This window comes from Streptomyces sp. 796.1, assembly GCF_047525675.1.
In the GTDB taxonomy this organism is placed as follows: domain Bacteria; phylum Actinomycetota; class Actinomycetes; order Streptomycetales; family Streptomycetaceae; genus Streptomyces.
In genome coordinates, this window is the sequence record NZ_JBLIWA010000079.1 from 1 (window position 1) to 11,396 (window position 11,396).

At 71.8% G+C, this 11,396-nt stretch carries 2 protein-coding genes; both read right to left on the reverse strand.

Going from position 1 to position 11,396, the window contains the following annotated elements:
- On the reverse strand, positions 1 to 6,568 hold a 6,568-nt coding region (locus ACMA1D_RS31470; protein WP_414727391.1), incomplete at its 3' end, for a type I polyketide synthase.
- A gap of 45 nt (positions 6,569 to 6,613) precedes the next feature.
- A partial coding sequence (locus tag ACMA1D_RS31475) for an SDR family NAD(P)-dependent oxidoreductase (protein ID WP_414727392.1) occupies positions 6,614 to 11,396 on the reverse strand: 4,783 nt, incomplete at its 5' end.

Below are 11,396 nucleotides of genomic sequence, written 5' to 3' on the forward strand. Positions count from 1 at the left end.
CCTCGACGGCGAACAGCGCGGGCTGCGTGAACGCCGTCCGGTCCAGCAGCTCGGCGTCGGCACTGTTCTCGTCGGCGAACATCACGTCCCGCAGCGGACGGTCGAGCAGTACGTCGAGGTACGCGCACACCTCGTCCAGCGCCTGGGCGAACACCGGGAACGCCTCGTACAACTCCCGTCCCATGCCCGGGCGTTGCGCGCCCTGGCCCGAGAACAGGAAGGCCGTCTTGCCGGCCGTGCCCACCGATCCCTGGACGACTCCGGGGGCCGTGGTGCCCGAGGCGATGGCGTCGAGACCGCTCAGCAGCGCGTCCCGGTCGCCGTTCAGGAGGACGGCGCGGTGGTCGAAGACCGACCGGGAGACCGCGAGCGAGTAGCCCACGTCGTCCAGGTCGAGCTCGGGGTGGTCCACCAGGTGGTCACGCAGGTTGCGTGCCTGGGCGCGCAGCGCATCGGCGCCCTTGCCGGTGACCGTCCAGGGGAGCGTCCGCGAACCGTCCGTGCCGACCCGCGCCACCGCCGCCTGCGTCTCCTCGGGCTCCGGGGCCTGCTCGATGATGGTGTGGGCGTTGGTGCCGCTGATGCCGAACGAGGAGATGCCCGCCCGGCGCGGTTCGCCGTTCTCCGGCCACGCGGTCGCCTCGTTGAGCAGCGACACCGCGCCACTGGTCCAGTCGATGTGCGGCGAGGGCACCTCCGCGTGCAGCGTCTTCGGCAGCACGCCCGCCCGCATGGCCATCACCATCTTGATGATGCCCGCGACACCGGCCGCGGCCTGCGTGTGGCCGATGTTCGACTTGATCGAGCCCAGCCACAGCGGCTGGCCCTCGGGCCGTCCCTGGCCGTAGGTGGCCAGCAGTGCCTGCGCCTCGATCGGGTCACCCAGTCGGGTGCCGGTGCCGTGTGCCTCGACCGCCTGCACCTGGTGGGCGGCGAGGTCGGCGCTGGCCAGCGCCTGCCGGATCACCCGCTGTTGCGACGGACCGTTCGGCGCCGTCAGACCGTTGGACGCACCGTCCTGGTTGACCGCGCTGCCACGTACGACGCCCAGCACCTGGTGACCGTTGCGCCGCGCGTCCGACAGCCGCTCGACGAGCAGCACGTCGACGCCCTCGCTCCAGCCCGTACCGTCCGCCGCGTCCGCGAACGGCTTGCAGCGGCCGTCGGGTGCGAGCCCGCCCTGTCGGCTGAACTCGACGAACGCCATCGGGGTGGCGAGCACCGCCACACCGCCGACCAGCGCCATGTCGCATTCGCCCTGCCGCAGCGACTGGCAGGCCAGGTGCAGGGCCACCAGCGAGGAGGAGCAGGCGGTGTCCACCGTGATGGCGGGGCCCTCCAGGCCGTAGGTGTAGGCGAGGCGGCCGGAGACGACGCTGCCGGCGTTGCCGGTCAGCAGATGGCCTTCGACGTCCTCGGGCACCGTCTCCAGGTTGGTGCCGTACCCGGAGCCCGAGAAGCCGACGAACACACCGGTCTGGCTGCCCCGCACCGATGCGGGGTTGATGCCCGCCCGCTCGAACGCCTCCCAGGAGGTCTCCAGGAGCAGCCGCTGCTGCGGGTCGGTCGCCAGCGCCTCGCGGGGCGAGATCCCGAAGAAGCCGGGGTCGAACTCGCCCGCGTCGTAGAGGAATCCGCCTTCCCGGGCGTAGAACGTGCCCGGCCGGTCCGGGTCGGGGTCGTACATGCCCGACAGGTCCCAGCCACGGTCCGAGGGGAACGCCGAGATGGCGTCACCGCCGCCGTCGATCAACTGCCACAGGTCCTCCGGGCTCCGCACCCCACCGGGCAGGCGGCAGCTCATGGAGACGATCGCGATGGGCTCGTCGTCCGCGCCGGGGCCCGCGGAGCCCCCGGGGCCGGTGGCCGGCGCCGAGGACGTGGTGCCCAGTACCTCGGTGCGCAGGTGCGCCGCGAGCACGCCGGCGCTGGGGTAGTCGAAGACCAGCGTGGCGGGGAGGGTGAGACCGGTCTCGGCGGCCAGCCGGTTGCGCAGGTCGACCGCGGTCAGCGAGTCGAAGCCCAGGTCGCGGAAGGCCCGGTTCGGCTCGACCATCTCGGCGGTGGAGTAGCCGAGTACGGAGGCGGCGTGCCTGCGCACCAGATCGAGCAGCGCCCGGTCCCGCTCGCCCTCGGTGAGCGGCTTCAGCCGTTCCCGCAACTGGGCCCCGGCGGCGTCGGCGCTCTCGCCGTCCCCGCCCTTCGTCTCAAGGGCCAGAACCTCGTCGAGATCGCTCAGGAACGGGCTGGGCCGGACCGCGGTGAACGAGGGCGCGAACCGCTCCCAGTCCACGTCGACGACCGTGACCACACCGTCGTCACCGGTCACCGCGCGTTCCAGGGCGGCGATCGCCAACTGCGGTGCCATCGCGGGCAGTCCGCGCCGCGCCAACTGCTCCCCCGCGTCGCCCCGGGTGGCCATGCCGTCCTCGGCCCAGGGGCCCCAGGAGACGGCGGTGCCCGCGAGGCCCCGGGCGCGGCGCCGCTCGACGAGCGCGTCCAGGAAGGCGTTTGCGGAGCCGTAGACGCCCTGGCTGCCGCCGCCCCACACACCGGAGATGGAGGAGAAGACCACGAACGCGTCGAGCTCACGGTCACCGAGCAGCTCATCCAGGTTGACGGCGCCCGCCACCTTGCCGGACACGACCGTCGCCGCGTCGGCGAGCTCCGTCTCCAGCAGAGAGGCCGCGAGCGTGACACCTGCCGCGTGCACCACCGCGGTGAGCGGCAGGTGCTCCGGTACGGCGTCCAGGACGGCGGCGAGCGCGTCCCGGTCGGCCGCGTCGCACGCGGCCACCGTCACCTCGGCGCCCATGCCCTCCAGCTCCGCCTTCAACTCGGCGGCGCCTTCGGCGTCGAGACCGCGGCGGCTGGTCAGCACCAGGTGCTCGGCACCGCTACGGACCAGCCAGCGGGCCACCTGCCCGCCGAGCCCGCCCGTGCCACCGGTCACCAGCACGGTGCCGCGCGCCCGCCACGAAGTCTCCTCGCCGACGGCCGCAGCCGAGCGCGCCAGACGGCGTACGAAGACACCGGAGCCGCGCACCGCGACCTGGTCCTCGCCGTCCTCGACGGACAGCACACCGGCCAGCCGCTGCGCACCGCGCCGGTCCAGCGTCTCGGGCAGGTCCACCAGACCGCCCCACAGGGGCGGCAGTTCCAGACCGGCCACCCGACCCAGCGCCCAGACCATCGCCTGCGCCGGGCTGGTGAGCCGGTCGGAACGGCCCACCGAGACGGCGCCGCGCGTACCGCACCACAGCCGGGCCGGAAGTTCGGCCTCGACCAGGGCCCGCACCAGCACCAGGGTCAGCGCATAGCCGCCGGTCAGCGCCGGATGGCCGGGACAGGGCCGCTCGTCCAGGGCGAGCAGCGACAGCACGCCGCCCAGCTCGGGCACCTCGGCGGCCACCACGCGCAGCCGCTCCGCCAGCACGTCCGCGTCGAGCTCCCGCTCGTCCACGACGACCGGGACGACACTCGCGCCGTGCCGTTCGAGCCCGGCGACGACGCCCGAGACCAGTTCGTCCTCGGCGTGGGACGCCGGAACCACCACGAGCCACGTCCCCGACAGTGCGCCGTCGGCGGCGTCGGAGAGCGGCTTCCACGAGACCCGGTAGCGCCATCCGTCGATCGTGGACCGGTCGCGGTTGTTGCGGTGGTACGCGGACAGGGCGGGCAGCACGGCGCTCAGCGGCGCCTCGCTGTCGACCGCCAGCGTCCCCGCCAGCGACTCCAGGTCCTGGCGCTGTACCACGTCCCAGAACCGCTCGTCGACGGAGCCGGTGCCATCGGCCGCGCCTCCGCCGGGCGGCAGGCCGAATCCATCGAGCCAGTAGCGCTCGCGCTGGAAGGCGTACGTCGGCAGCTCGACCCGCCGACCGCCCCGGTCCTCCAGGGTGACGGCCCAGTCGACCTTGCCGCCGCGCACGAACACCTCGGCGGCAGAGGTCAGGAACCGCTCCAGACCACCCTCGTCCCGCCGCAGGGTGCCGATGACCACGGCCTGCGCCTCGACGGCCTCCACCGTCTGCTGCACCGGCAGGGTGAGTACGGGATGCGGACTGACCTCGATGAACACGCCGTGCCCAGTCCCGAGCAGGGTGCGGGTGGTGGCCTCAAGCTCGACGGTCTGGCGCAGGTTGCGGTACCAGTACTCGGCGTCCAGCCCGGCCGTGTCCACCAGTTCGCCGGACACGGTCGAGTAGAACGGCACGTCGGCGGTACGCGGCTTCAGGTCCGCCAGGACCTTCAGCAACTCCTCACGGATCGACTCCACATGCGCGGAGTGCGAGGCGTAATCCACCGGCACCCGGCGAACCCGCACCTCCTCACCCTCAAGCTGGGTGACCATCTCATCCAACGCACCCGGATCACCGGAGACGACAACCGAGCCGGGACCGTTGACCGCAGCAACGGATATCGCGCCGTCCCAGGCGGCGATGCGCTCGCGCACCTGGTCGACCGAAAGCCCGACCGACACCATTCCGCCGCGACCCGCCAAACCGGCGGCGATCGCCTGCGACCGCAAGGCCACCACCTTCGCGGCGTCCTCCAGCGACAACGCACCCGCCACACAAGCAGCAGCGATCTCACCCTGACTGTGACCCATCACCGCGTCCGGCTCCACACCCACCGAACGCCACAACTTCGCCAACGACACCATCACCGCGAACAACACCGGCTGCACCACATCCACCCGGTCAAAACCAGGCGCACCCTCAGCACCACGCAGGACATCCGTCAGCGACCAGTCCACATAAGCCGACAACGCCGACTCACACTCAGCCACCGCCTCCGCGAACACCGGCGAGGAGTCCAACAACCCCACCGCCATGCCCACCCACTGCGCCCCCTGACCCGGGAACACAAACACCGAACGACCACGCACATCCGCCACACCGCGCGTCACACCCGGGGCCACCTCGTCCCCGGCCAACACACCCAACCGCGCCAACAGCTCGCCACGATCGGCACCCGTCACCACCCCACGGTGCTCAAACACCGAACGCGAAGTCGCCAACGAGAACGCCACATCGGCGGCGCCCAACTCCGCACGCTCCGCCACGAACTCCCGCAACCGCCCCGCCTGCGCCCGCAACCCAGCCGCACTACGACCCGACACCACCCACGCCACCGGACCCGCCACGGCGCCGTCGGCAGACTCCTCGGTCGCCTCAACCTCCGGCGCCTCCTCCAAGATCGCGTGCGCGTTCGTCCCGCTGATGCCGAACGAGGACACGCCCGCCCGTCGGGGCCGCTCGATCTCGGGCCAGGGCATCGACTCGTTGAGCAGTCGGACGTCGCCTTCGGACCAGTCGATCTGGGTGGACGGCTCGTCCGCGTGGAGCGTCTTGGGCAGTACACCCTCGCGCATGGCCATCACCATCTTGATGACCCCACCGACACCGGCGGCGGACTGGGAGTGGCCGATGTTGGACTTCAGCGAGCCCAACCACAGCGGCCGTCCCTCCGCCCGCTCCCGGCCGTAGGTGGCCAGCAGCGCCTGCGCCTCGATCGGGTCACCCAGCGCGGTGCCCGTACCGTGCGCCTCCACCGCGTCCACGTCGGCCGGTGTCAAACCCGCGTTCTTCAGGGCCTGGCGGATCACGCGGCGCTGCGAGGGGCCGTTGGGCGCCGTCAGACCGTTGCTCGCACCGTCCTGGTTCACCGCGCTGCCCCGCACCACGGCCAGTACGGGGTGGCCGTTGCGCCGGGCGTCCGAGAGCCGCTCCAGGAGGAGCAGGCCCACGCCCTCGGCCCAGCCGGTGCCGTCGGCGCCCGCACCGAACGCCTTGCACCGGCCGTCGGGTGCGAGCCCGCCCTGCCGGCTGAACTCCACGAACATGCTGGGGGTGAACATGACCGCGACGCCGCCCGCCAGGGCCAGCGAGCACTCCTCCTGGCGGAGCGCCTGGCAGGCCATGTGCAGGGCGACCAGGGACGACGAACACGCCGTGTCCACCGTCACCGCGGGCCCTTCCAGGCCCAGGGTGTAGGCCACCCGGCCGGACACCACGGAGGTGGCGTTGCCCGCGAGCAGCAGCCCTTCGACGCCCTCGGGCATCTCGCTGACTCCGGCGCCGTATCCAGAGGACGAAGCGCCGACGAACACACCGCCCTGGCTGCCCCGCACCGATGCCGGGTCGATCCCGGCGCGCTCGAACGCCTCCCACGCGGTCTCAAGGAGCAGCCGCTGCTGTGGGTCGGTGGCGAGTGCTTCCCGCGGGCTCATGGAGAAGAAGCCGGGGTCGAAGTCGCCGGGGGTGTCCAGGAATCCGCCCTCGCGGACGGAGAAGGTTCCGGACCGTTCCGAGTCGGGGTCGAAGAAGCCGTCGACGTCCCAGCCCCGGTCGGGCGGGAACTCGGTGATGCCGTCGCCGCCCTCGGCGACGAGCTGCCACAGCTCTTCCGGGGTCTTCACGCCTCCGGGGTACCGGCAGCTCATCGCCACGATGGCGATGGGCTCCCGGTCCCGCTCCTCCACCTGTCGAAGTCGCCGACGAGCCTGACGCAGGTCAGCCGTCACCTTCTTGAGGTAGTCAAGGAGTTTTTCGTCTTCCGCCACTATTCCCAGCCCCTTGAAACACTCTGTGAGTTCCAGCTCGCCACGTCAGGACATTCCGAATTCGTCATCGATGAGTTTGAAGATCTCGTCGGCGGTGGCCGATTCGATCTCGCTGCCGTCGTCCAGGTCGTCATCCGCCGCTGTCACGGCGCCGGACACCTGGCCGCTGCCGCCGGCGGACCACTTCGCCACCAGCCCCTGGAGCCGCGCCATGACCTGGGCGTGGGTCTCGCTGTCGGATGCGAGCGCCGACAGGGTGGATTCCAGCCGGTCGAGTTCTCCGAAGACGGGCTCGGTCGCGGGCCCGTCAGCGGGGACGATCTCCTCGCGCAGGAACCGCGCGAGCGACGCCGGGGTCGGGTAGTCGAACACGAGGGTCGCCGGCAGTCGCGTTCCGGTGATCGCATTGAGTCGGTTGCGCAGTTCGACGGCCGACAGGGAGTCGAAGCCCAGGTCCTTGAAGGCGTGTCCGGGTTCGATCGCCTGCCCCGACGCGTAGCCGAGGACGACGGCCACCTGGTCGCACACCAGGTCCACCAGGATGCGCTCGCGCTCCGTCTCGGACTTCCCGGCCAGGTGCTGCTTGAGCGCGGCGGCCGGGTCAGCCGTGGTGCTCGTGGCCGCCGACTCCGCGGTCCGGCGGGCAGGTGCGCGCACCAGTCCGCGCAGCAGCGCGGGTACCGGCTCGCCCACCGAGGACATGTCCATCGTCATGGGCACCAGGACGGCACCGTCGAGATCGCGGGTCGTGTCGAACAGTGTGAGGCCGGCCTCGGGGGTGAGGGCGACCATGCCGGTCCTGGTCATCCGGGAGACGTCGGCGTCGGCCAGTTCGGTGGTCATGCCGCCGTCCTGCGTCCACGGCCCCCAGACGAGGGAGGTCGCCGCGAGTCCCGCGGCCCTGCGGTGCTGAGCGAGGGCGTCCATGAAGGCGTTGCCTGCGGCGTAGTTGGCCTGGCCCGCGCCGCCGAAGGTTCCGGAGACGGAGGAGAACAGGATGAACGCGGAGAGGTCGAGGTCGCGGGTCAGCTCGTGCAGGTGCAGCGCCGCATCCACCTTCGGACGCAACACCCTGTCCACCCGCTCCGGCGTCAACGACTCCACCACACCGTCGTCCAACACACCCGCCGCATGCACCACACCCGACAACGGATACTCAGACCCAATCCCCGCCAACAAACCCTCCACCGCGACGCGATCAGCGACATCACACGCCACCGCCCGCACCTCCGCACCCAACCCCGCCAACTCCGCCACCAACTCCGCCGCACCCGGCGCCTCCACACCACGACGACTCGTCAACACCAAAGAACGCACACCGTGCTCCACCACCAGATGACGGGCCAACAACGCACCCAAACCACCCGTACCACCCGTGATCAACACCGTGCCATCGCCGTCCAGCGTCCTCGGCATCGTCAGTGCCACCTTGCCGGTGTGGCGTGCCTGGCTGAGGAAGCGGAAGGCGTCGGGTGCCCTGCGGACGTCCCAGGTGCGCACCGGCAGCGGTCGCAGCACCCCCTTCTCGAACAGCGCGATCAGGTCGTTCCACATCTCGTTGATGCGGTCGGGTCCCGCCTCGATCAGGTCGAACGCCCGGTAGGAGACACCGGCGTACTCGGCGGCCACCTCTTCCGGAGTCCGGATGTCGGTCTTGCCCATCTCCAGGAACCGGCCGCCGCCCGGCAGCAGCCGCAGGCCCGCGTCCACGAACTCCCGCGCCAGCGAGTCGAGCACCACGTCCATGCCGCGCCCGCCGGTCTCTTCGAGGAAGCGCTTCTCGAAGTCCAGCGTCCGGGACGAGGCGATGTGCGCGTCGTCCAGACCCAGGGCCCGCAGGGTGTCCCACTTGCCCTCGCTCGCGGTGCCGAAGACCTCGGCCCCCAGGTGCCGTGCCAGTTGGAGGGTGGCCATGCCCACACCGCCTGCGGCGGAGTGCACCAGCACCGACTGGCCCGCCTTCAGACCGGCCAGGTCCACCATGGCGTAGTAGGCCGTCAGGAACACGATCGGGGTGGAGGCCGCCTGCTCGAACGTCCAGTTCTCCGGGACCCGGGCGACCACGCGCCGGTCGGTGATGGCGAACGGGCCGAACGACCCGCTGAAGATGCCCATCACCTGGTCACCGGGGACGAGGTCCGTCACAGCGGAGCCGACCTCGGTCACCACACCGGCACCCTCGCCACCGAGCGGCCCGGCCTCCCCGGGGTACATCCCCAGGGCGTTGAGCACGTCGCGGAAGTTCAGGCCCGCGGCGCGCAGCGCCACCCTGATCTCGGTCGCGCCGAGCTCCTCCGTGGCGTCGGGGCTGGGCAGCAGCGCCAGGTTCTCCAGGGTCCCCTTGGCGTGCATGTCCAGTCGCCAGTCCCGCACTCCGGCGGGCGGCAGCAGCGCGGTGCCCGAGGAGACCCGGGCCATGCGCTGGCCGAGCACCGTGCCCTCGCGGACCACGGCCTGCGGCTCGTCGGTGGCGAGCACCGCGGGTAGTACCGCCTTGGACGCCTCGTCCTCGTCGAGGTCCACCAGGACGAAGCAGTTCGGGTTCTCCGACTGTGCGGACCGCACCATGCCCCACAGCGGGGCGTGGATCAGGTCCGGGGTCTCCTCGCGGTCCTCGGGTGCCATGGCGCCCGAGGTCACGAAGACCAGCCGGGAGGAGTCGAACCTGCGGTCGCCGAGCCAGCCCTGGATCATGCCGAGCGTGTGGTGCGTCACCGCGTGGATGGCGTCCACGGGCTCCAGGCCCCGCTTGGCCTTGTTCTTGCCCTTCGTCTTGCTCTTCGCCTTGCTCTTGGGCTTGCCCTGCGCCGCCTCGTCGTCGAGGCCCGGTGCGTAGGAGACCAGCACGGCCTCCGGTGCGGCGGCGCCGTCGTCGATCGCGGCGCCGAGGGCGTCGAGATCGGCGTAGGCGCTCACCTGGGCTCCGGCGATCGCACCGGCAGCCAGTCCGTAGTGGTCGGTGCCCACCACGGCCCAGGTGGCCGGGGCCGCGTCCGCCGGGGTGACGGCCGGCACGGGGGTCCAGTCCAGCGTGAACAGCGAGTCGCGGAACGCCGATGTCCTGGCCGTGTCGATGTGGTCCACGGACACCGGGCGCAGCACGAGGGACTCGATCGATGCCACGGGGCGGCCGGTTCCGTCGGCTACCGCGAGGGAGATGGAGTCCGGGCCGAGCTGGGTCAGACGCACCCGCAGCGTGGACGCGCCACCGGCGTGGAGCGAGACCCCGCTCCAGGAGAACGGGAGCCGGGAGAGCCCGACGTCATCGAGGGCGACGAAGGTCACCGCCTGCACCGCGGCGTCCAGCAGCGCCGGGTGGAGGCCGAAGTCGGCCGCCAGTGACGCGTGCTCCTCGCCGAGGCTGACCTCGACGTAGACGTCGTCGCCGGCGCGCCAGGCGGCCCGCAGGCCCTGGAACACCGGGCCGTAGGCGAAGCCGGAGGCGGCGAAGCGCTCGTAGAAGTCGCTGATGTCCAGCGCTTCCGCGTCCGCCGGGGGCCATACGCCCAGGTCGAACGACGGCTCGGGGCCGGCAGGGGCCAGCGCACCGGCCGCGTGCTGCGTCCACGGCTCACCCGAGGGCGCGTCGGCCGGCCGGGAGTAGAGGCCGATCGTGCGGTGGCCCGTCTCGTCCGCGTCGTCCACCCACAGCTGCACCTGGACCTGTTCGTTCTCGGGCAGGACCATCGGGGTGGCCAGGGTGACTTCCTCGACCCGCCCGCAGCCGACCTGGTCGGCTGCGCGGATGGCCAGTTCCAGGAATCCGGTCCCCGGGAACAGGGCCGCGCCAGCGATCGCGTGGTCGGCCAGCCAGGGCTGGCTCTGCACCGACAGCCTGCTGGTGAACAGGAATCCGTCGCTGCCCGCGAGTTCGACTCCGGCACCCAGCAGCGGGTGGTTGGGGGAGCTGAGTCCGACGGAGGCGACGTCCCCGGTCATGGGGCCGCCGGCCTTCGGCCAGTAGCGCTGCCGCTGGAACGCGTAGGTGGGCAGCTCCACCCGCCGTACGTCGCGTCCGGCGAACGCCGTCGACCAGTTCACGGTGGTGCCGTGGACGTGGAGTTCGGCCAGCGCCGTGGTCAGCGACTGGGTCTCGGGGCGGTTCTTGCGCAGTGCGGGGACGAGGGTGCGCGCGCCTGCGGCCTCGTCGACCGTCAGGCAGTCCTGCGCCATCGCGGTGAGCACACCGTCGGGACCCACCTCAAGGAACGAGGTCACCCCGAGCTTCTCCAGGGCCCGTACCCCGTCGGCGAACCGCACGGCCTCGCGGACGTGGCGCACCCAGTACTCCGGCGAGCACACCTGCTCCGCGCCCGCCGGCGCGCCCGTGAGGTTGGAGACCAGGGAGATGGGCGGCGCCTGGAGGGTCAGCCCTTCGACGACCTTGCGGAAGTCGTCCAGCATCGCGTCCATGCGGGGCGAGTGGAAGGCGTGGCTGACGCGCAGGCGACGGGTCTTGCGGCCCTGTCCGGCCCAGTCCTCGGCGATCTCCTCTGCGGCGGCCTCGTCACCGGCGATGACCACGGCGGCCGGACCGTTGACGGCGGCGAGGCTCACCTCGGCCTCACGACCGATCAGTGACGGAGCGATCTCCTCCTCGGACGCCTGGATGGCGATCATCGCCCCGCCCTCGGGGAGGGCCTGCATCAGCCGGCCGCGCGCCGCGATCAGCGTGCACGCGTCCTCCAGCGAGAGCACGCCGGCCACATGGGCCGCGGCGACCTCTCCCACCGAGTGGCCGATGAGCACGTCCGGGGTGACGCCCCAGTGCTCCAGCAGCCGGAACAGCGCCACCTCGACGGCGAACAGCGCGGGCTGCGTGAACGCC